Origin of the sequence: Pseudomonas sp. ADAK21, from assembly GCF_012935735.1 — a bacterium.
GTDB lineage: Bacteria > Pseudomonadota > Gammaproteobacteria > Pseudomonadales > Pseudomonadaceae > Aquipseudomonas > Aquipseudomonas proteolytica.
Genome location: NZ_CP052857.1, coordinates 2449746 through 2475512, shown reverse-complemented (window position 1 = coordinate 2475512; position 25767 = coordinate 2449746). Strand labels below are relative to the sequence as shown.

Here is a 25767-nt window from a genome sequence, read left to right as displayed (position 1 = left end):
CCCGGAGAACTATCTAATGAGCACCCGCAGACTCTCGCTACTGCTGGCCGTGACGGCTGGCCTCGCGGCCAACACGGCGCACGCAAATGCCACGGGCACCCTGCACTTCACCGGCCAGGTCGAGGCCGGCACGTGCAACCTGGCCGCCGGCGACGAAAACCGCACCTTTACGCTGCCGGCCATCAAGATCTCCGACTTCGATGCCGCGCCGAGTGCGGGCGCGTTTGATTTCGAGATTTCGGCCGATTGCGAATCGGACATCCGCCACGTGACGTTCTTGTTCGCCGGCACGCCGTCGACCGGCAATCCGGCATTGTTTTCCAATACGGGGACATCGAAAGGCACGGCCTTGTGGTTGGCACACCGCGCGTCCCCGGTTTTTGCGATTGCTGCCAATGGCAACGCGGCCAAACGCAGCCGCAAGATTGCAACGAACAGCCACAAGGCGGTGATCCCGCTCACGGCGGCGTACCATAAAACCGGCGCAGCGATCAGCCAAGGCACGCTGGTGAGCGCGGTGACCGTTTCAATCACCTACAACTGATGGGTTTGGGTGGCGCTGGCGAAATAGCTCGTTGTGCACAATAAAAAACGCCCGACCTTTGCAGGCCGGGCGTTTTCAGGTGTCCCGTAACGATCAGGACTGACTGGTAGGCGGGGTTACCGGCGTGACAGTCGGGGTAGCCGCAGCGGGCGTCGGCGCAGTGGCCGAGTTGGTCGCGGATGTCGCCGTTGCAGGTTTGGCCGCAGCGGCTGGCTTTGGTGCTGCTGGCTTCTTGGCTACAGCCGGCTTTTTCGCCGCAGGCTTTGCAGCAGGTTTGGCCGCTGCAGGCTTGGCGGCCGGTTTGGCTGCAACGGGCTTGGCCGCAGGTTTCGCCGCAGCGGTTTTTGCCGCTGGCTTGGCGGCTGGCTTGGCTGCCGGTTTCGCGGCTGGCTTGGCCACAGGTTTTGCAGCAGCTTTGGCAGCCACTGGTTTCTTGGCCGCAGGTTTGGCCGCAGCCGTTTTTGCCGCTGGCTTGGCAGCTGCCTTGGCCGCGGGCTTAGCGGCAGGTTTGGCGGCGGCCTTGACCAACGGTTTGGCTGCGGTTTTCGCTGCAGGCTTGGCTGCCGCGGTTTTCGCAACCGGCTTGGCAGCAGGTTTTGCCGCCGCTTTGGCGGGAGCCACTTTGGCGCCGGTCAGTTTCTCGATCTGCTTGGTCAGGGTATCGACCTTGCTGTGCAGCGCCTTCACTTCATTGCGGCTGGGCACGCCCAGGCGCGAAATGGCACTGTTAAGACGCTTGTCGAGTGCACCTTCCAGTTCGCCCCAGGTACCCAGGACCTGTTTTTTGGCATCACTGATACGGGACTTGGCAGAGCTGGCGCTCGCCTTGGCCGCATCGACTTGTTTACCGACGGTGCTCTTGGTCAACTTCTCGGCCTTCTCGCCGTCTTTAACCAAAGTCTCGAAGAGTTTGCTGCCGTCACTGTCGATCTTCGAGTACACGCCTAAACCAGCCAGCCAGATCTTGCGGGAGTATTCTTCAACTTTCCCGACCCAAGAGCTGCCTTCTTTCTGAGTAGTCTTTTTAACAGCCATCCGATGTCTCCTTAGTGTTTACGCGCGACACGTTCGAGCAATGCCGTTAGCTCATCGAGCTTAGCAGAGAGTGTCTCCACGTCATGTTTAGACGCAATGCCGATACGATTCAAGGCACTTGCGACACGCGCATCAAAAGCCTTCTCGACTTTATCCAGTTGCACTTCCACACGACCTTTGACGCCGGAGACATTGCTCTTGACGTAATCAATCTGACTGTTGGCTGCATCAAGTTGTTCATTCACAACTTTTTTGCCTTTGCTTTCAACATGTTGACCGGACTTAACGAGTTCCTTGAAGTACTCGCTGCCTTCGCTGCCGACCTTCGCGTAAGCCCCCAAACCCGCCAACCAGATCTTGCGAGCATAGGTTTTAACCTCACTCAGAGCGTTGTTTTGGGTGTCGATTTTTTTCTTCAAAATAACTTTGGCCATGGTGCACCTCACGCATAAAAGGGTGGAGGAACTGCCCACAGGAGTTGAGGGCTGACTACAAAGTAGGGAGAAAAATTAGAATCGGCACCCTAACAAGCAGCCCTTTCTAAGGCGCTCAAGTACCACTTCGTGCCTAGCAAGTGTGGCGAGCGGGCTTGTCGGAGCGCCGCATCGCCCCCGCTGGGCTGCGCAGCAGCCCCAAAGCCTGGCACCTCGGTGTATCTGATAAAAATGAGGTGTGCCTTATTGGGGCTGCTGCGCAGCCCAGCGGGGGTGAGCCCCCTCGCCACAGCAGCCTGCTGCCACAGTTGAGTGTTTGCGCTGCAAGTACAGGTCAGGCCAGTGCCTTATCCAAGGCCTTTTCGATTTCCGACTTGATGGTGCCACTCATGGCCGACATCAATAGGCCCAGTTCCACCTCGACCCTTAAAGAGTCCTCGGCTACTTTCACCGTGCCTTTGACCCCGGAACGCTTGAGGTTCAGCGTATCGCCGGACCACGACGGCTCAAGGCCGTATTGTTCCTTGAGTTTGTGCGCCAACTTGTCGGCCTTCGCCCTGGCGACTTCTTTGCCAAGTGTATGGGCACGTTCAACCTGTATCCGGGCCATGTGAATGACTCCTCGCTGCAAAGACTTAGTGAGCCCCTTGTTTACCCGGCCATGCGGCAAAAGGTCTCGGTGGCGATCTATCTTACCTTCAGCCTTGCCAAGACAAAGCAGGCCCTGGGGATTATCATGTCCCGCATTCTCTTTTGGTGACAGCGATATGACTGATCAGCGCAAAGGCAGCGATGCCGAACCCACCACTCACTTCGGCTTCAAGAACGTCCCGGAAAGCCAGAAAGCGGAAAAAGTCGCTGAAGTGTTCCACTCCGTGGCCGCCAAGTACGACCTGATGAACGACGTACTGTCGGGCGGCATGCACCGCCTGTGGAAACGGTTCACTATCGAGTTGTCGGGCGTGCGCACCGGCAACCGGGTGCTGGACATCGCCGGCGGCACAGGCGACCTGGCAGCCAAGTTCTCCAAGCTCGTTGGCCCTACCGGCCAGGTGGTATTGGCCGACATCAATGGCTCGATGCTCAAGGTGGGCCGCGATCGCCTGCTGGACAAGGGCGTGGCGGGCAATATCGAATTCGTCCAGGCCGACGCTGAAAAGCTGCCGTTCCCCGACAACCATTTCGACTGCGTGACCATCGCCTTCGGCCTGCGCAACGTGACCCATAAAGAAGACGCCCTGCGCTCGATGCTGCGGGTGCTCAAGCCGGGCGGCCGCCTGCTGGTGCTGGAGTTCTCCAAGCCGACCAACGCGCTGATGTCCAAGGTCTACGACACCTACTCGTTCGCCTTCATGCCGTTGATGGGCAAGCTGATCACCAATGACGCCGAAAGCTATCGCTACCTGGCCGAATCGATCCGCATGCACCCGAACCAGGAAACCCTGAAGTCGATGATGGTCGAGGCCGGCTTCGACCGCGTGACCTACCACAACATGACCTCCGGCATCGTTGCCCTGCACCGCGGCATCAAACCCTGATGTTGTTCACGGGCCTTCTCGCCAGCGTCGAACACGGCCTCAACCGTGTCCTGCGCCTGGACAGCACCGCTCTGGCGCGGCTGGCGCACCTCAATGGCAAGATCATTGCCGTCGATTGCACCAGCCCCGCCTTGCAACTGTTCATCCTGCCCAGCGATGAAGGCCTGTTGCTGGCGGCACACTGGGCCGCCGATGCCGACTGTACCCTGCGTGCCTCCGGCTCAAGCCTGCTGCGCCTGGCCATGAGCCGGGACAAGACCGCGATCCTGCACGGCCCGGACGTGGAGCTTGAGGGCGACAGCGCGGTGCTGATGGACCTGGCCGCCGTGCTGCAAGACCTGGAGCTGGACTGGGAATACGAGCTGTCCCGCTGGCTCGGCCCCGTGGCCACCCAACTGATCAGCGGGCACCTGCGCAGCCGCTCGCGCTGGTACCAGCAGGGTTTCGCCAGCCTCAATCAAAACCTCGCCGAATACCTGAGCGAAGAATCGCGCACCCTCGTCGGACAACGGGAAGCCGAAGCGCGCTTTCGTGAACTCGACCAGGCCAAACTCGACCTGGAACGGCTTGAGGCGCGCTTCGAGCGCCTGAGCCGCTCCCTTGATCCAAGCGATAACGCATGAAGCTGCTCGCCGTCCGCCGTCTGTTCCGAATCCAACGCGTCGTCATTCGCTACCGCCTCGATGACCTGCTGTTCGCCCTGCCGCTGCCGTGGTTTCTGCTGGCTGTGCGCTACGTGCTGCCGTGGCGCTGGTTCCCGCGCAAGACCCTGGACCTGAGCCGTGGTGCGCGCCTGCGCCTGGCCTTGCAGGACCTGGGGCCGATCTTCATCAAGTTCGGGCAGATCCTGTCCACCCGCCGTGACCTGCTGCCCGAAGATATCGCCGACGAGCTGATGCTGCTGCAAGACCGCGTGCCGCCGTTCGACTCACAGCAATCGATGAAGCTGATCGAAGAACAGCTGGGCAAGAAAATCAGCGAGGTGTTCAGCCGGTTCGACGTCGAGCCCCTGGCCTCGGCTTCGGTCGCCCAGGTGCATGCCGCGCAGCTGAAAACCGGCGAAGAAGTCGTGGTCAAGGTTATCCGCCCTGGCCTCAAGCCGATCATCGGCCAGGACCTGGCGTGGCTGTTCATCCTCGCCCGCGCCGCCGAGCGGTTCTCTGCCGATGCGCGCCTGCTGCACCCGGTGGACGTGGTCGCCGACTACGAAAAAACCATCTACGACGAACTCGACCTGCTGCGCGAGGCGGCCAACGCCAGCCAGCTCAAGCGTAACTTCGAGGGCTCGCCGCTGCTGTATGTGCCGCAGGTGTATTGGGACTGGTGCCGGCCAAAAGTGCTGGTGATGGAGCGTATCTACGGGGTGCAGGTCACCGACCTGGCGACCCTGGCCGACCAGCGCACCGATATGAAGATGCTCGCCGAGCGCGGTGTGGAGATTTTCTTTACCCAGGTGTTTCGCGACAGTTTCTTCCACGCCGACATGCACCCCGGCAATATCTTCGTCAGTACGGTGAACCCGTGGAGCCCGCAGTACATCGCCATCGACTGTGGCATCGTCGGCAGTCTCACCCCCGAGGACCAGGACTACCTGGCGCGCAACCTGTTTGCCTTCTTCAAGCGTGACTACCGCCGCGTGGCGCAATTGCACATCGATTCGGGCTGGGTGCCGGCCGAAACCAAGCTCAATGAGTTCGAAGCGGCGATCCGCACCGTGTGCGAGCCGATCTTCGAAAAACCGTTAAAAGATATTTCCTTCGGCCAGGTACTGATGCGCCTGTTCCAGACGGCCCGGCGCTTCAATATGGAAGTGCAGCCGCAACTGGTACTGCTGCAAAAGACCCTGCTCAATATCGAAGGCCTGGGCCGCCAGCTGTACCCGGACCTGGACCTGTGGAACACCGCACAACCGTTCCTTGAGCGCTGGATGCGCGAGCGCGTCAGCCCGAAAACCCTGCTGGGCAACCTGCAAAGCCAGGTCGAGCAGCTGCCGCACCTGGCCAACATGACCCGCGACCTGCTCGAGCGCATGTCCCAGCCCCACGCCAAGGACCCGGCGCCGCCGTGGCACCAGCGCAAGGACGACTGGTTCCTGCGCCTGCTGGGCGCGGCGCACCTGGGCGCTGGCGCGGTGCTTGCCGTCGGCGGGCCGTTGCACGAACTGGGTCACTGGCCGGCCGGAATCATGGTCGCCGTGGGCCTTTATCTGGTCGTGCGTCGATAGGCCGACCGGTTATACACTGTTGCACAATGCCGGGGCGGGCCACGCACGGCTGTCGGAGTCGAAGATGAAAGACTGGCTGGACGAGATCAAGTGGGACAGTGACGGCCTGGTGCCAGCCATTGCCCAGGACCACAAGACCGGGCGCATCCTGATGATGGCCTGGATGAACCGCGAGGCCCTGAGCCTGACTGCCGCCGAGCAGCGTGCCATCTACTGGTCACGTTCCCGTGGCAAACTGTGGCGCAAGGGCGAAGAGTCCGGGCATGTGCAAAAACTGCACGAGATGCGCCTGGATTGCGACGCCGATGTGATCGTGCTGATGGTCGAGCAGATCGGCGACATCGCCTGTCATACCGGCCGCCACAGCTGCTTCTACCGGGTGTTCGAGAACGGCGCGTGGAAAACCGTCGAGCCGGTGCTCAAAGACCCGCACGCCATTTACTCGGCAGGACATTGAACATGAGCGATACCCTGAACCGTGTGGCCCAGGTGCTGGAAGACCGCAAAGGTGCGGACGCCGACAGCTCCTATGTCGCCAGCCTGTACCACAAGGGTCTGAACAAGATTCTGGAAAAACTCGGCGAAGAATCCGTCGAGACCATCATCGCCGCCAAGGATGCCGAAATCAGCGGCGACTACAGCGATGTAATCTATGAAACCGCCGACTTGTGGTTCCATAGCCTGGTGATGCTCGCCCAACTGGGGCAGCACCCACAGGCCGTGCTGGATGAACTGGACCGTCGCTTCGGCTTGTCCGGGCACGCCGAAAAGGCCTCGCGCCCGTCCGCCTGAATAACTTTCTGACTGAGGAATTGCAGCATGGGCATTTTTGACTGGAAACACTGGATCGTCATTCTCGTGGTAGTCGTCCTGGTGTTCGGTACCAAGAAACTGAAGAACCTGGGCACCGATGTCGGCGAATCCATCAAGGGCTTTCGCAAGGCCATGAACGACGACGAAAAACCGGCCGATGCCGGCGCCAACCCGATTCCTCCGGCGCAACCTGTACACCCCCAGGCCGCGCAGCCGATCACTGAGCGTCGCACCTTCGACGTACAGGCCGAGAAAGTCGAAGAGCCGTCCCGCAAAGACTCGTGAGCACTGACTAATGTTTGGTATCAGCTTCTCTGAACTGCTGCTCGTCGGCCTTGTTGCCCTGTTGGTGCTGGGGCCTGAACGCCTGCCCGGCGCCGCACGCACGGCCGGCCTGTGGGTCGGGCGCCTGAAACGCAGTTTCAACGCCATCAAACAGGAAGTTGAACGGGAAATCGGCGCCGACGAGATCCGCCGGCAACTGCACAACGAACACATTCTGTCCCTGGAGCAGGAAGCGCGGAAAATCCTCGCGCCCCAGCAACAGGCGCCGACACCGGTTGAGCCGGTGGCCGAGCAGAGCATTGCGCCTGTGGCCCAAACCACCCCGGCCGCAACGCCCGTGCCCCCAGCAGAGCCAGCGCCGACGCCTGCCGCGTCGCCCGCTCCCCACGACCCTACATTGCCGCCGCGAGCCCCATGAGCGCTGATAAACCGGAAAACGACCAGCACATGCCGCTGGTCTCGCACCTCACCGAGTTGCGCACCCGCCTGCTGCGGTGTGTCGCGGCGATCTTCGTGATCTTTGCCGGGCTGTTTGCCTTTACCCAGCAGATCTACACCTTTGTCTCCACGCCGCTGCGCGAGTACCTGCCGGTGGGCGCGACGATGATCGCCACCGACGTATCCTCGCCGTTCCTGACGCCGCTCAAGCTGACGATGATGGTTTCGCTGTTTTTGGCGATCCCGGTGATCCTGCACCAGATCTGGGGCTTTATCGCCCCGGGCCTGTACAAGCATGAAAAGCGCATCGCGGTGCCGCTGCTGGTGTCGAGCATCATGCTGTTCTACACCGGCATGGCGTTTGCGTACTTCCTGGTGTTCCCGCTGATCTTCAAGTTCTTCGCCGCCGCCACCCCGGCCGGCGTGGAAATGATGACCGACATCACCAGCTACCTCGACTTCGTGATGACGCTGTTCTTCGCCTTTGGCGTGGCCTTCGAGATCCCGGTGGCGGTGGTATTGCTGGTGTGGATCGGCGTGGTCGACGTGCAGTACCTGCGCAAGATCCGCCCTTACGTGATCATCGGCTGCTTCGTGGTCGGCATGATCCTGACCCCGCCGGATATCTTCTCGCAAACCTTGCTGGCCGTGCCGATGTGGATGCTGTTTGAAGTAGGCATCCTGTTTGGCAGCCTGGTGAGCAAGCGTGGCGAACACCCGGATGACCAACCCGCCGATGACGACCAGCCGCCAGCGACACAACCGTGAACCTGCTGCTGCTTGAAGACGCCGACTTTATCGCGGCCGACCGGGTGGTGCTGCGTGACCGACGCCTGGTGCACATGCAGCAAGTGCATCGCGCGGCGGTCGGCGACAGCCTGCGCGTGGGGCGCATTGGCGCTCTGATGGGCAATGCCCAGCTGCTGCGCCTGGAAGCGGACGAAGCCGAGCTGCAAATCACCCTCGACCAGCCGCCACCGGCCAAACTGCCACTGACGTTACTGCTGGCCCTGCCGCGCCCGAAAATGCTCCGCCGGGTGTTGCAGACGGTGGCGTCCATGGGCGTGCCACGGGTGGTGCTGGTCAACAGCTATCGGGTCGAGAAGAGCTTCTGGCAGACGCCCTTCCTGGAGCCCGAAGCGGTTCGCGAACAACTGATCCTTGGCCTGGAACAGGCCCGGGATACCGTGTTGCCCGAGATCATCATCGAAAAGCGCTTCAAGCCCTTCGTCGAAGACCGCCTGCCGGCCCTGGCCCAGGGCACCCTTGGCCTGGTCGGACACCCCGGCGCGTACCCGCCCTGCCCTCGCGATGTGGATGAGCCGGTGACCCTGGCCATCGGCCCCGAAGGTGGCTGGATCCCCTATGAGGTGGATTTGCTGGCCAAGGCCGGGTTGCAGCCGGTGCAGCTGGGTGCGCGGATCCTGCGGGTAGAAACCGCCGTCACCGCGCTGCTGGCCCGCCTCTTCTAACCCGCTCTGATAGACCACTGAAATCTCCTGTAGGAGCGAGCTTGCTCGCAAAAAACTTGAGAGCCGCGCGTTCATTTAGCAAGTACCCGTTATCGTTGACAATTTTCGCGAGCAAGCTCGCTCCTACAGAATCGCGCGTGCATGCCGATACCCTCAGGATAAGTCCAAGCCTTGTTCAGGGGAGTTCACCGCATGCACCGTTGGCTAGCTGAAAAACTGGGAAATGTGAGCGTCAATCGCAAGCTGAGCGTGGGCTTTGGCCTGGTGTTGCTCCTCACGCTTCTGATCACCTTCACTGGCTGGACGGGCCTTAGCGGCGTGATCAGCCGGGGCGATAAACTGGGCTTTATTTCCAGCCTCAATGAACTGACCAAAGACCTGCGCCAGGCCCGCCTGGACTATGAAATGCGCCGTGGCGAACAGGGTCCCGGGCTGGTCAACGAGCTGATGGAAAAACTCGACAGCGGCCTCAAGACTGCGCGTAGCCAGATCGAGCAGCCGGCCGATGTCGCCTTGATCGACGAGCAACTGGCTGCCGTCGCCAAGTACAAGCAGTCCTTCAGCGCCATGGTCCAGGCCGGTGCCAGCCGCGAAGACGCCCGCAGCAAACTCGGCGCCACCGCTGACAACGCCGTCGCCCGCGTGTCGGAAATCGAAAAGAGCCTGCTGCAAGGTGAAAGCGTCAGCCAATTCAACAGCGTGATCGACTTGAGCAAGTTGATCCAACAGGCGCGCTTCCAGGTACGTGGCTACACCTATAGCGCCAAGGTCGAGGCCGAGCAGCCGGCCCTGGACGCCATCGCCAACGCCCTGAAAAACGCCGACAGCCTGCGCAGTCAATTGCCGGAGCAATACAGCGCCAACCTGCAAGAGGCCAGCGACTCCCTCAAGGCCTACCTCGCGGCAGTCAGCCAGTTCCGTGATTCCCAGGTGGCCAGCGCCGCAGCCCTCAAGGCCATGGCTGAACAAGGCGACCTGCTGTTCGACCGCAGCAAAAAACTCACAGCCTCACAAACCATCATCCGCGACGCCGACGCTGCACAGGCCAAGTTCCTGTTGATGCTCGCCACCGCCCTGGCGCTGGTCTTCGGCATCGTGGCGGCCTGGGCGATCACCCGCCAGATCGTGATTCCACTGAGCCAGACCCTCAAGGTCGCCGAGCGGGTCGCTGCCGGTGACCTGACCCACGACCTGGTGTCGCAACGCCAGGACGAACTGGGCCAACTGCAACGTGCCATGCAAAGCATGACCATGGGCCTGCGCGACTTGATCGGCGGGATCAGCGACGGCGTGACGCAGATCGCCAGTGCTGCCGAAGAATTGTCGGCCGTTACCGAGCAGACCAGCGCCGGGGTCAACAGCCAGAAGGTCGAGACTGACCAGGTCGCCACCGCCATGAACGAAATGGCCGCCACCGTGCAGGAAGTGGCGCGCAATGCCGAAGAGGCTTCCGAAGCCGCCGTCGCCGCCGACCAACAGGCCCGCGAAGGTGACAGAGTGGTCGGCGAGGCCATCGCCCAGATCGAGCGCCTGGCCGGTGAAGTCGGCAACTCCACCGAGGCCATGGGCCATCTCAAGCGCGAAAGCGACAAGATCGGCAGCGTCCTGGACGTGATCAAGTCCGTGGCCCAACAAACCAACCTGCTGGCACTCAACGCCGCTATTGAAGCCGCACGCGCCGGGGAAGCCGGTCGTGGCTTCGCGGTGGTGGCCGATGAGGTGCGCAGCCTGGCGCAACGCACGCAGAAATCCACCGAGGAGATCGAAGAACTGATCGTCGGCCTGCAAAGTGGCACCCAACAAGTGGCGACCATCATGGACAACAGCCGCAGCCTCACCGACAGCAGCGTCGAGCTGACCCGCCGGGCCGGCAATGCCCTGGAAAACATCACTCGCACGGTTTCGGCGATCCAGGCCATGAACCAGCAGATCGCCACCGCCGCCGAGCAACAGAGCGCGGTGGCCGAAGAGATCAACCGCAGCGTGCTGAATGTGCGTGACGTGTCGGAGCAGACCGCAGCGGCCAGTGAAGAGACCGCCGCCTCCAGTACCGAACTGGCGCGCCTGGGCACCCATCTGCAGGCACTGGTCGGCCGTTTCCGGGTTTGATACCTGCCCTTCGCGGCGATCCGTCCGGGTCGCCGCTTAAAGCTTGTGAAGTTTCCTACATTCTTTTCAGACCGTGATCCATACGCCCGGCGCCCAACGGAACTAGCGTTCAAATGGGTTCACTGTGTCCACGCCCTTCGGCGCCCCGGTACAGCGAACGCCTTTGTTCACTTGCCGGAGGTTGACCATGCTTCGTCGAATGACTCAACTGCTGGGTGACGCCAGCGTCACCCTCAAACTGGTTCTGGGTTTTGCCTTGGTCTTGGCCCTGAGCCTGGTGATTGCCCTCACCGGCTGGCAGGCCCTGGCCGCCTCGCTCTACCGTTCGCAGACCCTGAGCGTACTGGCGCAACTGGCGGTGACCGGCGAAGAGCTGCGAGCCGACCGCATCGTCTACCGCACCCTTGACGATGAGGCCAGCCTGAAAAAACTCAGCCTCTCCATAGAGCGGGTCGACGGGTATCTGGCCGAGGTTACAACACGGGTCAAGGTAGCCAAGCCGCTCCAATACCTGCAAAGCATGGTCAGTATTTCCGGTCAGTTCAAAACCACGCTCAAGGATGTACCGGCACTGGTCAAGCAGCGGGAAACCGCCCGTGAACAATTGAAGCAAAGCACAATCGACAGCGGTGACGCCCTGTCCCAATTGGCCAGCGACCTACCCGATCAAGAAGACCAAAAAGCCCTCGATACCGTCGAGGATTTGCGCCTGGCCATCGAACAGGCCGAAGACCGCGCCACAAGCCCGGCCTGGACCGCCAGTTCCCTGGATGCCTATGCCCAGGCCGTCAGCGACGCGCAACGCAGCCTCGAACTGGCCCAGGCCGCCGTAGAAAAGTTACCGGTGGACAGCGGCGCATTGAAAAATGTCGTACTCAGCATCCGCACCCATCTGACACGCCTGCGCGATACCCAACTCAACACCGAAAAGGCGCAAAACCTGCTGGAGCAGCAGTTGGACCAACTGTTGGCACAAAGTGACCTGCTCAGTCAGGACCAGACCGAGCGTCGCAACCAAGCGGCGGAAAATGCCCGCACCCAAACCGTTGCCATCACTGCTGCAGCCTTGCTGTTCGGCGCCCTGGCGGCCTGGGTGATTGCCGGGCAGATCGTAAAACCGCTACGCCGGGCGCTGGCCGTGGCCAACCGCATCGCCGATGGAGACCTGAGCCACGATGTGCAAACCCGGCGCCGGGATGAACTGGGTCAGTTGCAATGCAGCATGGCGCAAATGACCCTCAACCTGCGGAGCCTAATCGGCAGCATCAGCGACAATGCCCGGCAGATCGCCAGCGCCGCCGAAGAGCTTTCGGCCGTCACCGAGCAAACCCGCGCGGGCGTCAGCAATCAGCGCGACGAAACCGAGCAGGTAGCAACCGCCATGAACCAGATGCTCGCCACCGCCCAGGAAGTGGCCCGGCATGCCGAACAGGCCGCGATTGCCGCCAGCCAGGCCAATCAGCAGACCGAACTGGGGGACCAGGTGGTGACAGATGCGGTGGCGCACATTGAACACCTCGCCCACGAGATGGCGCGCTCAAGCCAGGCGATGCTGGGCCTGCAACGGGAAAGCCAGAAGATCGGCAGTGTGCTGGAGGTGATCAAGTCGGTGTCCCAGCAGACCAACCTGCTGGCGCTCAATGCGGCGATCGAAGCCGCCCGCGCCGGGGAAGCCGGCCAAGGCTTTGCCGTGGTCGCTGACGAAGTGCGCAGCCTTGCCCAACGCACCCAGCAATCTGCCGAGGAAATCGAAGAACTGATTGGCGGGCTGCACAGTGGCACGCAACAGGTTGCCGATATCATGGACAACAGCCGCACCCTGACCGATCGCAGTGTCGGCCTGACCCGCAACGCCGGGGATGCCCTGACGGAAATCGCGCGCACTGTGCTGCTCATCCAGGAAATGAACCCACAGATCGCCGCCGCCGCCGAGCAGCAAAGTGCGGTGGCCGAAGAGATCAATCGCAGCGTGTTGAAAGTGCGGGATGTGTCGGAACAAACCGCCGCGGCCAGCGAACAGACAGCGGCGGCAAGTATTGAACTGGCCCGATTGGGCAGCAATCTTCAGAAGTGCGTGGGCAAGTTCAAGGTTTGAACCTGCCCCCGCGACTTACAGGACCTGACGCAAGAACGCCTGTGCCCGTGGATCCTTCGGCGAATCGAAGAACTGCGCGGGCGCAGCATCTTCCAGCAGTTTGCCGTGATCGAAAAACAACACCCGATCCGCCACTTCCCGGGCAAAGCCCATTTCGTGGGTGACGCAGACCATGGTCATGCCTTCCAGGGCCAGGGTTTTCATGACATCCAGCACTTCGCCGACCATTTCCGGGTCCAGCGCCGAAGTCGGCTCGTCAAACAACATGACCTTGGGTTCCATGGCCAAAGCTCGGGCAATCGCCACACGCTGTTGCTGGCCACCGGAAAGCCGCGAGGGGAACTCGTTGGCTTTCTGTGCAATGCCGACCTTTTCCAGCAACGCCAGGGCCTTGGCCTCACGCTCTTTCTTGCCGCGCTTGCGCACGACTTTCTGCGCCAGGCACAGGTTCTCCAGGACGGTCATGTGCGGGAACAGGTTGAAGTGCTGGAACACCATGCCGACTTCGCGACGATAGGCGTTCACATCGGTCTTGGGGTCGGCCAGTTGCAAGCCGTCGATGCTCACCGAGCCTGAGTCGAACTCCTCCAGGCCATTGAGGCAGCGCAGGAACGTCGACTTACCAGAGCCAGATGGGCCGATTACTACCAGCACTTCGCCCTTGGCCACCTGGGTGGTGACGTGATCCACGGCGCGGACCACATGCCCACGGGTGTCGAAGACTTTTACCAGATCGCGGACTTCAATCACTTTGCGCGAGCCTCCGCTCAAGCCGGCTGGCCATTTTCGACAGCGGCAGGTTGATCAGCAGGTACAGGCCTGCGACACAGAACAGGATTTCAAACGGCGAGAACGAGGTGGTTATGACCTCGCGACCGCTCTTGAGCAGCTCGGTAATGGCGATCACCGAGACCAGCGAGGTGTCCTTGACCAGGCTGATAAACTGCCCGGCCAACGGCGGCAGCACGCGTTTGAAGGCCTGCGGCAACACCACGTGGCGCATCGACTGGCTGGCGCTCAAACCCAGGGACCGGGCCGCTTCGCCTTGGCCACGGGCAATCGACTGCACACCGGCACGCACGATTTCCGCCACGTAGGCGCCGGTAAACAGCGACAGCGCAGCAATACCGGCGAACTCACGGGACAGGTTCAGTACCGTGCCGATGAAGAAGTAGAAAATGAAGATCTGCACCAATAGCGGCGTGCCGCGTACCAGTTCGACGTAGATCGTCGACAGATCGCGTAGGGTCGGGTTATTCGACAAACGACACAGGCCCGTCGCCAGGCCAATCAACAAGCCCAATACCCCCGAGACCAGCGACAGCCACAGGGTGGTCCACAACCCCCACATCAACGGGCCCAGCGCCCAATGTCGGGTCACACCGATCACATCGCCTTCGGCCACATCGTCGCCACGGGCCACTTGCAGGCTGTTTTCGGCCACCGTCAGGTGCTGCTCGGCGCCGGCGTCGTTGCGCAAGGTAACTTCAGCAACGTCGCCCTTGCGTACCAACTCGACCACGGTGGAAATATCCGCCGCCCGCTTGGACTCTTCAGCCTGGTAGGCGAAGTATTGCGGCACGCGGTTCCAGCGCCATTCGTAGGACATCAGCGAGGTGGCGTAGTACAACGCGCCGGCCAGGCCGACCAGCACCAGCACGGTCAGCAGGTGCCAGGGCCATTGGGCTTTTTTCTGTTTCATTGCGGGTTCCGGGATGTGTATCGGCTGTCAGGCCGCCATCGCGGGCAAGCCCGCTCCCACCTTGGAATGCACTCCAACTGTGGGAGCGGGCTTGCCCGCGATGGGCGCGACGCGATTTCTAGCTTATTCCATGTCCTTGAGCCACTCGGAGCTCTTGAACCACTTGTCATGGATGCGATCGTAGGTGCCGTCGTGCTTGATCTGGTGCAGGAAGTTGTTGATGAAGTTGATGCTGTCGTAGTCGCCCTTCTTCAGGCCAAATGCCAGAGGCTCGTAGGTGAAGGGTTCTTCGAGGTACACCAGCTTGCCATTGCCGACTTTTTTCTCGGCAACCACGTTGTACGGCGCGTCGTAGACAAAGGCGTCGGCCTTGCCGTTGACCACATCAAGCACACCTTCCTGCTCGTTGTCGTAGCCGTGGTACTTAGCCTTGGAGATCAGCTTCTTGGCCACCATCTCGCCGGTGGTACCGAGCTTGGAGGTCAGGCGGTATTTCTCGTCATTCAGGTCTTTATAGGACTTGATGGTGCCTTCCAGGTCCTTGCGGATCAGCAGGGTCTGGCCCACCACGATGAACGGTTCGCTGAAGTTCAGGCGCAGGTTACGCTCCTGGGTCAGGGTCATGCCGCTGCCGATCATGTCGAACTTGCCGGTCAGGAAGGCCGGGATAATGCCGTCGTAACCGGTGGAGACCAGTTCCAGCTTGACCCCCATGGACTTGGCCATCGCCTTGAGCAGGTCAACTTCGAAACCAATGATTTCGCCGCGTTTGTTGGTCATCTCGAACGGCATGTAGGTCGGATCCATACCGACTTTCAAGGTGCCGCGCTTGACCGCGTCGTCAATCGCACCGGCCTGGGCCGTATTGACTGCCAGCAAGGCTGTAACACCGAGCATGAGCATCGAAAGATACTTTTTCATCACCAAGTCCCCTGACTCATTTTATTTTGATGCAGGCCTTAGCACGGCCGCACTATTTCTTCGGGGAGCGATGCTAACCCACTCGCCCACCGGCACAAAGGTCTAGCCGGGATTTGTTGGCGGATATGACAGAAAAACCCCACAAAACCCCGGAGAAAAGCGCAGTTAGACGGTTTGCCACAGGGGGCCAGGCTCTAGAACTTATGTAAGCAGTTGTGACCATCATTCGATCTCCGACAACCAGTCCGTGTCCCGGAACCACTTGTCATGCAGCCGATCGTAGGTGCCGTCCTGGGCAATCTGATTCAGGAAGTGATTGATCCAGTTCAGGCTGTCGTAATCGCCCTTCTTCACCCCAAACGCCAGGGGTTCATAGGTAAAAGGCTGTTCCAGGGCCAGCAGCCCGTGGTTTTGCGGCTTGGCCAGGGCAATCAGGTTATAGGGCGCATCGTGGATAAACGCATCCACCTCGCCGCTGACCACCTGACGTACGCCTTCCTCCGCCGTGGCAAAGCTGCGCAGCTGTGCAGCCCCCAGGAAGCGACGCGCCGCGGCTTCGCCGGTGGTGCCGTCTGCGGCAGCAATGCGATAGCCGGCTTCGTTCAAGTCTTCAATGCTGCCGACCTTGCCGGCCAGGCGCGGGTGGAGCAGGACGGTCTGGCCGACAATGATGAACGAATCACTGAAGTTGAGTTGCAGGTTGCGCTCCTGGGTCACGGTCATGCCGCTGCCGATCAGGTCGAAGCGGCCGGCCAGCAGGCCAGGGATCAGTTCGGTGTAGGCCACCGGGACCCATTCCAGCGTCACCCCCAGGGCATTGCTCATCTCTTCGAGCAGGTCGGCTTCAAAGCCAATCACACGCCCGTGCTTGTCGGTCATTTCAAAGGGCACGTAGTTGGGGTCGGTCCCCACTTTCAGTACCCCGCGCCGCACGGCCTCATCGATGGCGCCTGCCTGTGCCACCTGCACCTGCAGAAACGCGATAAAGCCCAGCAGCAGTATCGACCAGTAACCCTTGACCATGAAAAGCCCCTTTTTCATTAAGCAGCCGCGCACCGGGCGTTGCGGATTCAGCGCAAACCAGAGGCGGTCTATTCAGATTTGGGGGGCGATCCTAACCCACTGGCAGGCACGGCAATACGCCTTGAGCCAGGGTCTTTTGTATCGAAGTTAGAAGGTTGAGACACGAGCGACAAGCGCTGTAGGACGGGCGTATCAAGCGCCCCCGAGACAGGTCTCGGGGGCGTCTGAATCAGGCAGGTTGCACCTGAGAGGACAGCGGTTTGAGCGGCAGCAACGGCGCATGCGGGTCGGCCTTGACCGACTCGCGCCAAGCGCCAAGCCATTCGGCGTGCCCTTCGCTCCAGACCTGCTCATGCAAGCGAGCCAGGGCCACCGGGTCGCTGAGCAAGGCTACGCGCTCGTTGTTGGTCAGCCCAGCCGGGCCGACTTTCAACGCATGGCGCACGCGATCGGTACGCAGCCACTCAATCGGCTCCGCCTGACCATGGCGCGAGGTTGCCAGGGCGCAGGCCAGGGCGTTCTGTTGCGGATCGACCACTGCCCGTACAAAACCGTCGTTGAGTGCATGCCAACGGTTTTCGTGGGTGTAGAGGTCGGTCGACAGCAGCGCCTGCGGCGGATTGTATTCCTCGGGGATCAGGAACAGGCTTTCATCGCGAGACTTGAGGCCCAGCTTGACCCGGCTGGAGATCACCGAGACCGGGATCGACAGCATCAACGAACCGACAATCGGCACCAACCACCACAGGAAGCTAGGGTTCAACCACACCACCAGCAGGGCCCAGAAGAAGCCCAGCAAGGTCTGTGGGCCGTGGCGCTTGACCGCCTCGCTCCATGGGGTGGAGTCGTCGTCACGTTGCGGCGAATTCCAGGTCGCAGCCCAGCCGAGGAACGCGGCGAGTACAAAGCGGGTGTGGAAAATCATCCGTACCGGCGCCAGCAGCATGGAGAACAACATCTCCAGCAGCATCGACAAGGTCACCTTGAACTTGCCACCGAACTCTTTCGCGCCCTTGGCCCAGATCAGGATGATGCTCAGCAACTTGGGCAGGAACAGCAGCACGATGGTGGTGGAGAACAGTGCCACCGCCTTGTCCGGGTGCCATTGCGGCCACAGCGGGTACAACTGGCGTGGCGCCATGAAGTACTGCGGCTCCATCAGGGTGTTGACCGCCAGCAGGGCCGTGGACAGCACCAGGAACAGGAACCACAACGGCGCCGACAGGTAGGACATCACGCCGGTGAGGAACACCGCGCGGTGTACCGGGTGCATGCCCTTGACCAGGAACAGGCGGAAGTTCATCAGGTTACCGTGGCACCAGCGACGGTCACGCTTGAGTTCGTCCAGCAGGTTGGGCGGCAATTCTTCGTAGCTGCCGGGCAGGTCATAGGCAATCCACACGCCCCAGCCGGCACGGCGCATCAGCGCTGCTTCAACAAAGTCGTGGGACAGGATGGAGCCAGCGAACGCACCTTTACCTGGCAATGGCGCCAGGGCGCAATGCTCGATAAACGGCTTCATGCGGATAATGGCGTTGTGGCCCCAGTAGTGGGATTCACCCAACTGCCAGAAGTGCAGGCCGGCGGTGAACAGCGGGCCATAGACGCGGGTGGCGAACTGCTGCATGCGCGCATACAGGGTGTCCATGCCCGAAGCCCGTGGCGCGGTCTGGATGATCCCGGCGTCCGGCGTGGCTTCCATCAGGCGCACCAGGCTGGTCAGGCATTCGCCGCTCATCACGCTGTCGGCGTCGAGGACCACCATGTACTTGTAGTCACCGCCCCAGCGACGGCAGAAGTCGTCGAGGTTACCGCTCTTGCGTTTGACGCGACGGCGACGGCGGCGATAGAAGATCTTGCCAAAGCCACCGGCTTCGCGGCAGACGTCGAGCCAGGCTTGCTGTTCGGCGATGCAGATATCGGCGTCGTTACTGTCGCTGAGCACGAAGAAGTCGAAACGATCCAGGTCACCGGTAGCAGCTACCGACTCGAAGGTCGCGCGCAGGCCGGCAAAAACCCGCGGCACGTCTTCGTTGCAGATCGGCATGACCAGCGCGGTACGGGCTTCTTTCGGGATCGGCTCGTCGCCGGCGCTTTTGCCGGAGATGCGGTACTTGTCGTGACCGGTGAGCAGCTCGAGGAAGCCCATCAGCGCGGTCCAGAAACCTGCCGAAACCCAGCAGAACAAGATCCCGAACATAATCAGGATGCTGGTTTGCAGCGCGTATGGCAGTACCTGGGTGGCCGTTTGCAGCAGGGTCTGGTTGCGTACCTCGTCAAAGTCGACGAAGGACCAGCCCTGGTAAGGCATGATGCCTTTCATGTACCAGCCGGCCACAATCGTCTGGCCGAGCATCAGCACCAGCAGGATATAGCGGCGGATCGAACCGACCGTGCGCCAGCGCGCAGCCGGCAGCACGCGTTCGTCTTTGGGCGGCGCAGGCGGGTTGCTGCGGCCGGTCAGCCGGCGCCAGCCGCGCACCAGGATATTGGTGCGCCAAGGCTCGGGCACCACCCTGGTACGGCGGATCGGCGGCGTGGCCTTGAGGCAAACCCGACCTGCGGCGTCGAGCACCAGCATTTCGGCGTCTTCGAGCTCTTCGGCCGTGTTGAGGGTCAAGCGGCGGCCAACCGACGCCTGCGCGGCGTCCACCGGTGCGTCAAAGGTCGACGACGACAGGCGCTCGTGCAGTTCGGAGAAGGACTTGCAGCCCGCCAGTTCGGCGCGCTGCTCGTCGGTCATCGGAAGATGCGCCAGATACTCGGCAAGAGTCTCTGGCTGGACTTGGGAGTTACTCATCGGCAGGCAACTGATTGCTCCAGGTTTCAGTCAGGACTTGTTCTGTCTTGACCGGTTCCGGGGTGGCTGGGGCAGCTTCTGGCTGCTTGTCTTGCTTGTCCTTGGCATCTTTCTTGGCCTGTTTCTCGTGTTGCTTGGCCAGGACTTTGTCAGCCTTCAGGACTTGGGTGGAAGCCTGCTCTGGCTCAGGCTTGACGATGTCCTGGACCAGGGCCGCACGCATTTCGGTCGGCTTGCCTGCGTCCTTGATCTTCAAGCGCAGGGTCAGGCGCCAGCCTTTGGTGTGCGGGTTGTAGCGCACGCTGTTTTCCACGACTTCGCCGTTTTCGCCGACGCTGACCTGGCTGCGCACTGCCGCATCGGGCTTCAAGGCCTTGAGGGACGGGCCTTCGAAGTCCACCAGATAGGCCACGCTGCCGTCTGGCTGGCGGATCAGGTTCGATTGCTTCACGTCACCGGTCGAACGCAGGGTCTGCTTGACCCAGGCGCTGTCTGGCGAGTGGAACGGTGCGTCGTTGAGAGTCCAGTGCAGGCGGTAGGCGATATCCAGCGGCTCACCCGGCTTGGGCAGCTCGGCAGGGCTCCAGAACGCAACGATGTTGTCGTTGGTCTCGTCGGCTGTGGGAATCTCTACCAGGTCGACGGAACCCTTGCCCCAGTCGCCTTCAGGCTCGATCCAGGCGCTTGGGCGCTTGTCGTAGTTGTCGTCGAGGTCTTCGTACTGGCTGAAGTTGCGACCGCGCTGCAACAGGCCGAAACCACGCGGGTTTTCTACCGAGAAGTTGCTGACCGACAGGTGTTTTGGGTTGTTCAGCGGGCGCCAGATCCACTCGCCGTTGCCGGCATGGATCGACAGACCGCTGGAATCGTGCAGTTCACGACGGTAGTTGAGCACTTTGGACGGCTGGTTCGCGCCGAACAGGAACATGCTGGTCAACGGGGCAACCCCCAGTTTGCTGACCTTGTCGCGCAGGAACATCTGCGACTTGACGTCAACAATGGTGTCGGTACCCGGGCGCAGGATCAGGCGATAGGCGCCAGTGGCCCGTGGCGAATCCAGCAAGGCAAAGATCACCAGGTGCTTGTCACCCGGTTTTGGACGCTCAATCCAGAATTCGGTGAAACGCGGGAACTCTTCGCCGGACGGCAGCGCGGTATCGATCGCCATGCCACGGGCGGACAGGCCATAGACCTGGTCCTTGCCCACGACGCGGAAGTAGCTGGCGCCGAGCATGGTCATGATTTCGTCTTGCTTATCGTCCTTGTTGATCGGGTACAGCACGCGAAAGCCGGCATAACCCAGCTGATCGGTGGCTTTGGGATCAAACGTGACGTCGCCGAAATCGAAACGAGTCGGGTCGTACTTGATTTCCTGGACGTCGGTCGCGGTGATTTCGTTGATCTTCACCGGCGTGTCGAAGTGCATGCCCTGGTGATAGAACGACAGCTTGAACGGGGTTTTCTGATCGGCCCACTCGGCTTTTTCATTGCGGAAACGAATTTTCTGGTAGTCAGCGAATTTCATTTCGCGGAATTCGTTCGGCAGATTGCTGCGCGGGGCTTCGTACTTCTGCCCGGCCAGCTCTTTTGCCTTGGCCGACACATCGTCCAGACTGAATGCCCACAGTTGACCCGCGCCGAACAGGCAAAACAGGGCGGAGCCCGTCACCAGTGCGTTTCGTAACCGTTTAGCAGACAATTTTGGTGCATTACAGGGACTAACAATCACGAGCAACCCTCGCCGAAAACAGATCAAAAAACCAACGGCCAGCTATCTATATGCCAGGTTGGCGAGCATTGTTCCGACTCCGATGGGGCTAAATGATTCCCCAAGGGCGAGCGGACAAGTCTCTACCTAAATCAAAATTGGACCAATTTACGCTGATCCCCGTAGCGCGCGATTATCTAGTAGCCCGTGAGATAACGCAGCAGGGGCAGCGAAGTATTTGTAGCGAAAACTTGGGTTTTTGCGCATTAAAAGTCGTTTTTCATACAATCAGGTCTGCAAAAGGAAGGTGACCGGCCCGTCATTGACCAGATGTACCTGCATATCCGCGCCAAAACGCCCCGATGCCACCGTGCCATGCAATTGTTGCGCTTGTAGCAGCAAGTACCCAAAAAGCGCCTCGCCCAACGCCGGAGGCGCCGCCGTGGAGAAGCTGGGACGCAGGCCACTCTTGGTATCGGCCGCCAGGGTGAACTGGGACACCAGCAGCAAACCACCGCCAATATCCTTCAACGACAGGTTCATCTTGCCGTCGTCGTCACTGAACACCCGATAGTTAAGCAGCTTATGCAACAGCTTGTCGGCACTGGCCGCTGTATCTGAAGGTTCGACGGCCACCAGCACCAGCAAACCCTGGTCTATCGCCCCCACCACTTCGCCTGCCACTTCGACCCGGGCGCCGCGCACCCGTTGTAAAAGCCCCTTCATGCTTCTTCTGGCGGCAGATCAAGCAGGCGCCGTGCCATCTCGTTCGTGGCTCGCACCAGCGCATCGGTGATTCCAGGCTCGGCGGCAGAATGACCCGCCTCGCGGATCACCTGCAATTCGCTGTTCGGCCAGGCTTGATGCAATTCCCAGGCATTGTCCAGCGGGCAGATCATATCGTAGCGGCCATGCACGATGACGCCCGGCAGGTGAGCGATCTTGTGCATGTCGCGAATCAGCTGGTCGGGCTCCAGGAAGGAGTTATGGGTGAAGTAGTGGCACTCGATACGCGCAATCGACAAGGCGCGCTGGGGCTCGGAAAAACGCTCGATCAACTGCGGGTTGGGGCACAGGCCCAACATGCGGCCTTCCCAGGTGGACCAGGCCTTGGCGGCATGCATCTGGGCGATCTGGTCGTTGCCGGTCAGGCGCTTGTGGTAAGCGCTGATCATGTCGTGGCGTTCTTCCACAGGGATTGGCGCGATGTAGTCCTGCCAGTAATCGGGGAACAGACGGCTCGCGCCGGCCTGGTAGAACCACTGGATATCCTGGGGGCGGGCCAGGAAGATGCCGCGCACGATCAGGCCAAGCACACGCTCGGGGTGGGTTTGCGCATAGGCCAGGGCCAGGGTCGAGCCCCAGGAGCCGCCGAACAGCACCCACTTTTCAATGCCCAGGTGCTCGCGAATGCGCTCAAGGTCAGCGACCAGATCCCACGTGGTGTTGTTTTCCAGGTTGGCCCGTGGCGTGGAGCGCCCGCAACCGCGCTGGTCAAAGGTGACGATACGGTACAGGTTGGGATCGAAATAGCAGCGGCTGTTGGCATCGCAGCCGGCGCCGGGGCCGCCGTGGATGAAAACTACGGGCAAACCTTGCGGGGAACCACTTTCGTCGACATACAGCGTGTGGGTTTCATCGACGGCCAGATCGTGCCGGGCGTAGGGTTTGATCTGCGGGAACAAAGTCTGCATTGCGCGCTCCGTAAGGGGTCGGGTCCATCCCTGGGGGGACGTCTATTATTTTGCCGTCTGGCATCATAAACCCGAATTGTGCAATGAGCATGCCCTCGAAGGCCTGGATCTGTGTCAGTAGAACCTTGCGGAGGCAGCCAAACAGCCAATCGCACAGGCGACCCTGCCTGAAAGTTAAAATTTACACCACCGCAACCTGACTAAAATGCGGCCCCTTTCCAGTACGCAGCTTTCACTACAACTCTAATAACCTATCTTATTCAAATCGCCAAACAGTCTAAAGAACTGTCAACTTCAACAGTAGATACAACGCCATGTAGAGCTTTCAATTAAAGCACGCAGCACATTGCTGCACTGATAACTGGAGGAATATCATGACTGTCCCACCCGAAGAATTCAAAGCGCTTGTGGAATATGCAAACAGCACGGAAAACTTTGTCGCCAACAAAGTTAATATTATTGCGGGAAAAGACAACTCAGGCGTTGAGTGCTGGACAATAATGGCTTTTCAGGACATTTTTGAGAAAGGCCAAAGGCCCCATGAGATACGAGCCATTCATATCATCTTGCCTAAGAGTTCTTTAGCCGCAGAGGTTGACCTATCACCCGCCGCGTCTGCAGAGCTGAAGATCAACAGTGCAAGCTATTTTAAAATTATAAACATCGACTACGAAACAAAAAAATCAACCGAGCTAACCTACCTCGGTAAAGAGGGCTCTATAAAATACAAATGGAGTACCGACCCCAGCCAAGCAGAAGGCAACTTCGGTTTCACTTCAATAGATAACAACAATCAGCCTTTTAAAGTAAATGGTTATTTTCACATATTAAATCGTGGTGCTCACACTATCTAACGGTCAGGATGAATACCGGTGCGATTTCCAGATTCGAAATCGCACCGATCCCATTTCAATACTGCTTGCGACCCCAAGCCAAAACACCTTCCAACAACGCCTTCAATACCACCCGCGTCGGCTCGGCCAGGTCAGCCCGATAACGAAACGGCTCGAACTCCTCCATATACGTGCACTGCCCCAACTCCAGTTGCACCGCATGGATAGCCTGCGCCGGGTTGCCGTAGTGCCGGGTGATGTGCCCGCCCTTGAAACGCCCGTTCAGCACATGGCTGTATTGCGGGTGCGCCGCGCAGATCGCTTCCAACTGGCTGGCCAACCCGGGATCGCAGGCGGCACCGTTGAACGTGCCGAGGTTGAAGTCCGGCAACTTGCCGTCGAACAGGTGCGGGATGACTGAGCGGATAGAATGCGCATCGAACAGCAATGCGTAGCCGAATTCGGCCTTGAGCCGCGCCAGTTCGTGCTGCAGGGTCTGGTGATAGGGCGTCCAGATCTGCTCCAGGTAGGTCGCCCGTTCCTCTTTCGACGGCTCCTTGCCTTCGCTGAACAACGGCACGCCATCAAACAACGTCGCTGGAAACAGGCCCGTGGTCGCGCCGGCATACAGCGGCTTGTCGTCAGATGGCCGGTTCAGGTCGATCACAAACCGCGAATACTCGGCCGCCAGGGTGCTGGCCCCCAGCTCTGCCGCAAAATCGTACAGCGTGGGGATATGCCAGTCGGTATCCGGCAGGCTTTGTGCCTCGGGGATCAAGCCCGCCGCCACCGCAGGCGTCAGGCGCAGGCCGGCATGGGGCATGCTGATCAGCAGCGGGGTGCTGCCTTGTTTGAAGTTCAGAACCTTGTCCACAACGCTACTCCTTACACAGTGACGTCGACGCCATGGCGCACGACGCGTTTATCCAGCTCGCCGCCCAGCCAGTAGGCCAGGTCGGCGGGGCGATCGATCTGCCAGGCGACAAAGTCCGCCATCTTGCCCACTTCCAGCGAGCCGTGGGTGTCACCCATGCCCAGCGCCGTGGCGGCATGCCGGGTGGCGCCGGCCAGGGCTTCTTCCGGGGTCATGCGGAACAAGGTGCAGGCCATGTTCAACATCAGCCGTAATGACAGGGCCGGTGAAGTGCCGGGGTTGAGGTCGCTGGCAATCGCGATCTTCACCCCGTGCTTGCGCAAGGCATCCATCGCAGGCAACTGGGTTTCACGCAGGAAATAGAACGCCCCCGGCAATAGCACGGCGACAGTGCCGGAGGCGGCCATGGCGATGGCATCTTCTTCGGTCATGAATTCCAGGTGGTCCGCCGACAGCGCCTGATACCGCGCCGCCAGGCTGGAGCCGTGCAGGGACGACAATTGCTCGGCGTGCAGCTTTACCGGCAAGCCCAAACGCTGGGCAACCTTGAACACACGCTCGACCTGCTCGGTGGAAAACGCCAGGTATTCGCAGAACGCATCCACGGCATCCACCAAACCTTCAGCGGCCAGGGCTGGCAGCATTTCGTTGCAGATATGCTCGATGTAGTCGTCGGCACGGTCCTTGTACTCCGGCGGCAACGCATGGGCCGCCAGGCACGTGGCACGCACGCTGACCGGCAACTCCCGGCCCAGGCGCCGGGCCACCCGCAGCATCTTGCGCTCGTTGGCCAGGTCCAGGCCGTAGCCGGACTTGATCTCCACGGTGGTCACGCCATCGCGCAGCAAACTGCGCAGGCGCTTGCGGCTGCTGTCGAACAGCTCGTCTTCGGTCGCCGCACGGGTGGCGCGCACGGTGCTGGCAATGCCGCCACCGGCCGCGGCGATCTCGGCGTAGCTCACGCCCTGCAAGCGCTGCTCGAACTCACCGCTGCGGTTGCCGCCAAATACCGTGTGGGTATGGCAGTCGATCAGCCCCGGCGTGACCCATGCCCCCTGCAGGTCATGGGTCTGCCCGTAGTCGCCACTGGGCAGCTCGGCCCGTGGGCCGATCCACTCGATCAGCGTGCCGGCCGTGACCATCGCGCCATCCTCGATGATCGAGTACTCGCCCTGAGCCATGGTTGCGATGTGGCAGTGTTGCCAAAGCGTTTTCATCAACGCCT

At 60.8% G+C, this 25767-nt stretch carries 26 protein-coding genes and 1 pseudogene; 14 read left to right on the top strand and 13 right to left on the bottom strand.

Features of this window, described 5'->3' with window-relative positions:
• Positions 1-16: 16 nt before the first annotated feature.
• Positions 17-544, top strand: a complete 528-nt coding sequence (locus HKK57_RS11220; protein ID WP_169390167.1) for a fimbrial protein — start codon at positions 17-19, stop codon at positions 542-544.
• 93 nt (positions 545-637) lie between these two features.
• On the opposite strand, the gene HKK57_RS11215 is transcribed toward HKK57_RS11220, so the two are convergent.
• The 3 genes from HKK57_RS11215 to HKK57_RS11205 all read right to left on the bottom strand — a co-directional run bounded on the left by HKK57_RS11215 (position 638) and on the right by HKK57_RS11205 (position 2623).
• Positions 638-1579, bottom strand: coding sequence for a phasin family protein (locus HKK57_RS11215; protein WP_169390166.1), 942 nt, complete (start codon positions 1577-1579; stop codon positions 638-640).
• Positions 1580-1590: 11 nt separating this feature from the next.
• Positions 1591-2013, bottom strand: a complete 423-nt coding sequence (locus HKK57_RS11210) for a phasin family protein (RefSeq protein ID WP_029296013.1) — start codon at positions 2011-2013, stop codon at positions 1591-1593.
• 334 nt (positions 2014-2347) lie between these two features.
• On the bottom strand, positions 2348-2623 hold the full coding sequence (locus HKK57_RS11205; protein WP_029296011.1) for a polyhydroxyalkanoic acid system family protein: 276 nt from the start codon (positions 2621-2623) through the stop codon (positions 2348-2350).
• A gap of 157 nt (positions 2624-2780) precedes the next feature.
• Between HKK57_RS11205 and ubiE the strand changes: the two genes are divergently transcribed.
• The 12 genes and pseudogenes from ubiE (at position 2781) to HKK57_RS11150 (ending at position 12987) form a co-directional block, all read left to right on the top strand.
• Positions 2781-3551: a bifunctional demethylmenaquinone methyltransferase/2-methoxy-6-polyprenyl-1,4-benzoquinol methylase UbiE gene (gene ubiE / locus HKK57_RS11200; RefSeq protein WP_003209306.1), complete on the top strand. Its 771-nt coding sequence runs from the start codon at positions 2781-2783 to the stop codon at positions 3549-3551.
• Positions 3551-4174 carry a ubiquinone biosynthesis accessory factor UbiJ gene (locus tag HKK57_RS11195; RefSeq protein ID WP_029296005.1) on the top strand — a complete coding sequence of 208 codons (624 nt, stop codon included), beginning with the start codon at positions 3551-3553 and terminating at the stop codon, positions 4172-4174. Before ubiE ends, HKK57_RS11195 begins: the two co-directional genes overlap by 1 nt.
• Positions 4171-5775, top strand: a complete 1605-nt coding sequence (gene ubiB, locus HKK57_RS11190; protein ID WP_154907214.1) for a ubiquinone biosynthesis regulatory protein kinase UbiB — start codon at positions 4171-4173, stop codon at positions 5773-5775. Before HKK57_RS11195 ends, ubiB begins: the two co-directional genes overlap by 4 nt.
• A gap of 64 nt (positions 5776-5839) precedes the next feature.
• Entirely contained in the window at positions 5840-6232 is a 393-nt protein-coding gene (hisI, locus tag HKK57_RS11185) for a phosphoribosyl-AMP cyclohydrolase (RefSeq protein WP_029296001.1), read from the top strand.
• Between the two features lie 2 nt (positions 6233-6234).
• Entirely contained in the window at positions 6235-6567 is a 333-nt protein-coding gene (locus tag HKK57_RS11180) for a phosphoribosyl-ATP diphosphatase (RefSeq protein ID WP_029295998.1), read from the top strand.
• Positions 6568-6594: 27 nt separating this feature from the next.
• Positions 6595-6873 (top strand): twin-arginine translocase TatA/TatE family subunit, encoded by a 279-nt coding sequence (locus tag HKK57_RS11175; protein WP_070995899.1) that lies wholly within the window; start codon positions 6595-6597, stop codon positions 6871-6873.
• A 10-nt stretch (positions 6874-6883) separates the two neighbouring features.
• On the top strand, positions 6884-7291 hold the full coding sequence (gene tatB, locus HKK57_RS11170) for a Sec-independent protein translocase protein TatB (RefSeq protein WP_029295994.1): 408 nt from the start codon (positions 6884-6886) through the stop codon (positions 7289-7291).
• Positions 7288-8079: a twin-arginine translocase subunit TatC gene (gene tatC, locus HKK57_RS11165; protein WP_029295992.1), complete on the top strand. Its 792-nt coding sequence runs from the start codon at positions 7288-7290 to the stop codon at positions 8077-8079. The genes tatB and tatC overlap by 4 nt, the downstream gene beginning before the upstream one ends.
• Positions 8076-8783 carry a 16S rRNA (uracil(1498)-N(3))-methyltransferase gene (locus HKK57_RS11160; RefSeq protein ID WP_029295990.1) on the top strand — a complete coding sequence of 236 codons (708 nt, stop codon included), beginning with the start codon at positions 8076-8078 and terminating at the stop codon, positions 8781-8783. Before tatC ends, HKK57_RS11160 begins: the two co-directional genes overlap by 4 nt.
• Before the next feature lie 192 nt (positions 8784-8975).
• Positions 8976-10037, top strand: a pseudogene (locus HKK57_RS27295) (methyl-accepting chemotaxis protein); the annotation flags it as partial.
• Positions 10020-10892, top strand: coding sequence for a methyl-accepting chemotaxis protein (locus tag HKK57_RS27290; RefSeq protein ID WP_371923394.1), 873 nt, complete (start codon positions 10020-10022; stop codon positions 10890-10892). The pseudogene HKK57_RS27295 and the gene HKK57_RS27290, both read left to right, overlap by 18 nt.
• 187 nt (positions 10893-11079) lie before the next feature.
• Positions 11080-12987, top strand: coding sequence for a methyl-accepting chemotaxis protein (locus HKK57_RS11150; RefSeq protein ID WP_169390165.1), 1908 nt, complete (start codon positions 11080-11082; stop codon positions 12985-12987).
• Positions 12988-13002: 15 nt separating this feature from the next.
• Here the strand turns inward: HKK57_RS11150 and HKK57_RS11145 are convergent, their stop codons facing one another.
• The 8 genes from HKK57_RS11145 to pip all read right to left on the bottom strand — a co-directional run bounded on the left by HKK57_RS11145 (position 13003) and on the right by pip (position 22835).
• Entirely contained in the window at positions 13003-13737 is a 735-nt protein-coding gene (locus HKK57_RS11145) for an amino acid ABC transporter ATP-binding protein (protein ID WP_029295984.1), read from the bottom strand.
• Entirely contained in the window at positions 13730-14689 is a 960-nt protein-coding gene (locus HKK57_RS11140) for an amino acid ABC transporter permease (RefSeq protein ID WP_070995902.1), read from the bottom strand. Before HKK57_RS11140 ends, HKK57_RS11145 begins: the two co-directional genes overlap by 8 nt.
• A 123-nt stretch (positions 14690-14812) precedes the next feature.
• Positions 14813-15610, bottom strand: a complete 798-nt coding sequence (locus tag HKK57_RS11135; RefSeq protein WP_029295979.1) for a transporter substrate-binding domain-containing protein — start codon at positions 15608-15610, stop codon at positions 14813-14815.
• Between the two features lie 222 nt (positions 15611-15832).
• A complete protein-coding gene (locus HKK57_RS11130) occupies positions 15833-16633 on the bottom strand; it encodes a transporter substrate-binding domain-containing protein (protein WP_104911403.1) in 801 nt (266 codons plus the stop codon).
• 229 nt (positions 16634-16862) lie between these two features.
• On the bottom strand, positions 16863-19433 hold the full coding sequence (gene mdoH / locus HKK57_RS11125; protein ID WP_169390164.1) for a glucans biosynthesis glucosyltransferase MdoH: 2571 nt from the start codon (positions 19431-19433) through the stop codon (positions 16863-16865).
• Positions 19426-21162: a glucan biosynthesis protein G gene (locus HKK57_RS11120; protein ID WP_029295974.1), complete on the bottom strand. Its 1737-nt coding sequence runs from the start codon at positions 21160-21162 to the stop codon at positions 19426-19428. The genes mdoH and HKK57_RS11120 overlap by 8 nt, the downstream gene beginning before the upstream one ends.
• 267 nt (positions 21163-21429) lie before the next feature.
• The gene (gene dtd, locus HKK57_RS11115; protein WP_169390163.1) at positions 21430-21867 is read right to left on the bottom strand and encodes a D-aminoacyl-tRNA deacylase; all 438 of its coding nucleotides are present in this window, start codon (positions 21865-21867) and stop codon (positions 21430-21432) included.
• The gene (gene pip, locus HKK57_RS11110) at positions 21864-22835 is read right to left on the bottom strand and encodes a prolyl aminopeptidase (RefSeq protein ID WP_029295970.1); all 972 of its coding nucleotides are present in this window, start codon (positions 22833-22835) and stop codon (positions 21864-21866) included. Before pip ends, dtd begins: the two co-directional genes overlap by 4 nt.
• A 374-nt stretch (positions 22836-23209) precedes the next feature.
• Between pip and HKK57_RS11105 the strand changes: the two genes are divergently transcribed.
• Positions 23210-23689 (top strand): hypothetical protein, encoded by a 480-nt coding sequence (locus HKK57_RS11105; protein WP_070995905.1) that lies wholly within the window; start codon positions 23210-23212, stop codon positions 23687-23689.
• A 55-nt stretch (positions 23690-23744) separates the two neighbouring features.
• On the opposite strand, the gene hutG is transcribed toward HKK57_RS11105, so the two are convergent.
• Together hutG and hutI are read right to left on the bottom strand one after the other, a co-directional pair.
• Positions 23745-24542 (bottom strand): N-formylglutamate deformylase, encoded by a 798-nt coding sequence (gene hutG / locus HKK57_RS11100; protein WP_029295966.1) that lies wholly within the window; start codon positions 24540-24542, stop codon positions 23745-23747.
• Between the two features lie 11 nt (positions 24543-24553).
• Entirely contained in the window at positions 24554-25759 is a 1206-nt protein-coding gene (gene hutI, locus HKK57_RS11095; protein ID WP_169390162.1) for an imidazolonepropionase, read from the bottom strand.
• Between the last annotated feature and the right edge of the window lie 8 nt (positions 25760-25767).

Coding starts and splice junctions, on each gene's coding strand:
- HKK57_RS27290 (WP_371923394.1), top strand. CDS start 10,020: ATGCAAAGCATGACCATGGGCCTGCGCGACTTGATCGGCGGGATCAGC.
- tatB (WP_029295994.1), top strand. CDS start 6,884: ATGTTTGGTATCAGCTTCTCTGAACTGCTGCTCGTCGGCCTTGTTGCC.
- HKK57_RS11130 (WP_104911403.1), bottom strand. CDS start 16,633: ATGGTCAAGGGTTACTGGTCGATACTGCTGCTGGGCTTTATCGCGTTT.
- hutI (WP_169390162.1), bottom strand. CDS start 25,759: ATGAAAACGCTTTGGCAACACTGCCACATCGCAACCATGGCTCAGGGC.
- HKK57_RS11140 (WP_070995902.1), bottom strand. CDS start 14,689: ATGAAACAGAAAAAAGCCCAATGGCCCTGGCACCTGCTGACCGTGCTG.
- ubiE (WP_003209306.1), top strand. CDS start 2,781: ATGACTGATCAGCGCAAAGGCAGCGATGCCGAACCCACCACTCACTTC.
- HKK57_RS11150 (WP_169390165.1), top strand. CDS start 11,080: ATGCTTCGTCGAATGACTCAACTGCTGGGTGACGCCAGCGTCACCCTC.
- HKK57_RS11105 (WP_070995905.1), top strand. CDS start 23,210: ATGACTGTCCCACCCGAAGAATTCAAAGCGCTTGTGGAATATGCAAAC.
- dtd (WP_169390163.1), bottom strand. CDS start 21,867: ATGAAGGGGCTTTTACAACGGGTGCGCGGCGCCCGGGTCGAAGTGGCA.
- HKK57_RS11215 (WP_169390166.1), bottom strand. CDS start 1,579: ATGGCTGTTAAAAAGACTACTCAGAAAGAAGGCAGCTCTTGGGTCGGG.
- HKK57_RS11180 (WP_029295998.1), top strand. CDS start 6,235: ATGAGCGATACCCTGAACCGTGTGGCCCAGGTGCTGGAAGACCGCAAA.
- HKK57_RS11175 (WP_070995899.1), top strand. CDS start 6,595: ATGGGCATTTTTGACTGGAAACACTGGATCGTCATTCTCGTGGTAGTC.
- HKK57_RS11220 (WP_169390167.1), top strand. CDS start 17: ATGAGCACCCGCAGACTCTCGCTACTGCTGGCCGTGACGGCTGGCCTC.
- mdoH (WP_169390164.1), bottom strand. CDS start 19,433: ATGAGTAACTCCCAAGTCCAGCCAGAGACTCTTGCCGAGTATCTGGCG.
- HKK57_RS11205 (WP_029296011.1), bottom strand. CDS start 2,623: ATGGCCCGGATACAGGTTGAACGTGCCCATACACTTGGCAAAGAAGTC.
- HKK57_RS11135 (WP_029295979.1), bottom strand. CDS start 15,610: ATGAAAAAGTATCTTTCGATGCTCATGCTCGGTGTTACAGCCTTGCTG.
- hisI (WP_029296001.1), top strand. CDS start 5,840: ATGAAAGACTGGCTGGACGAGATCAAGTGGGACAGTGACGGCCTGGTG.
- HKK57_RS11210 (WP_029296013.1), bottom strand. CDS start 2,013: ATGGCCAAAGTTATTTTGAAGAAAAAAATCGACACCCAAAACAACGCT.
- pip (WP_029295970.1), bottom strand. CDS start 22,835: ATGCAGACTTTGTTCCCGCAGATCAAACCCTACGCCCGGCACGATCTG.
- tatC (WP_029295992.1), top strand. CDS start 7,288: ATGAGCGCTGATAAACCGGAAAACGACCAGCACATGCCGCTGGTCTCG.
- HKK57_RS11195 (WP_029296005.1), top strand. CDS start 3,551: ATGTTGTTCACGGGCCTTCTCGCCAGCGTCGAACACGGCCTCAACCGT.
- ubiB (WP_154907214.1), top strand. CDS start 4,171: ATGAAGCTGCTCGCCGTCCGCCGTCTGTTCCGAATCCAACGCGTCGTC.